General features: G+C 75.7%; 1 protein-coding gene. It reads left to right on the top strand.

Translation table 11 applies throughout. The annotated features are described in order from the left end of the window. Positions 1 to 276 (top strand): hypothetical protein (locus tag QWY29_RS20400; RefSeq protein ID WP_300963051.1); only part of this gene is annotated, 276 nt, incomplete at both ends.

Below are 276 nucleotides of genomic sequence, written 5' to 3'. Positions count from 1 at the left end.
CCGCCGTCTGGGACGTCAGCCCCGGCGGAGCAGCCGAGGTCGCCGTGCTGCCGACCGCGGCGAGCAAGGGAGGCGGCCTGGCCTACGACCGTGAGGGACGGCTGTACACCTATGGCGAGGACGCATCGGTCCTCGTCTGGGAGGAGGGGACGCAGGTCCCGGTCCGGCGGCTCGTGGCACCACCGCGGCAGGAGCCCCCCGACGCGCAGCAGCCGATGGCCGTGGCGGTGAGCGCCGACGGCAGCACCGCGGCCAGCGGAGACTCACCGCGGGGCA

This window comes from Nocardioides abyssi (genome assembly GCF_030412915.1).
GTDB lineage: Bacteria > Actinomycetota > Actinomycetes > Propionibacteriales > Nocardioidaceae > Nocardioides > Nocardioides abyssi.
The sequence above is the reverse complement of the archived record's forward strand: the minus strand, read 5'-3'. Positions and strand labels throughout refer to the sequence as shown.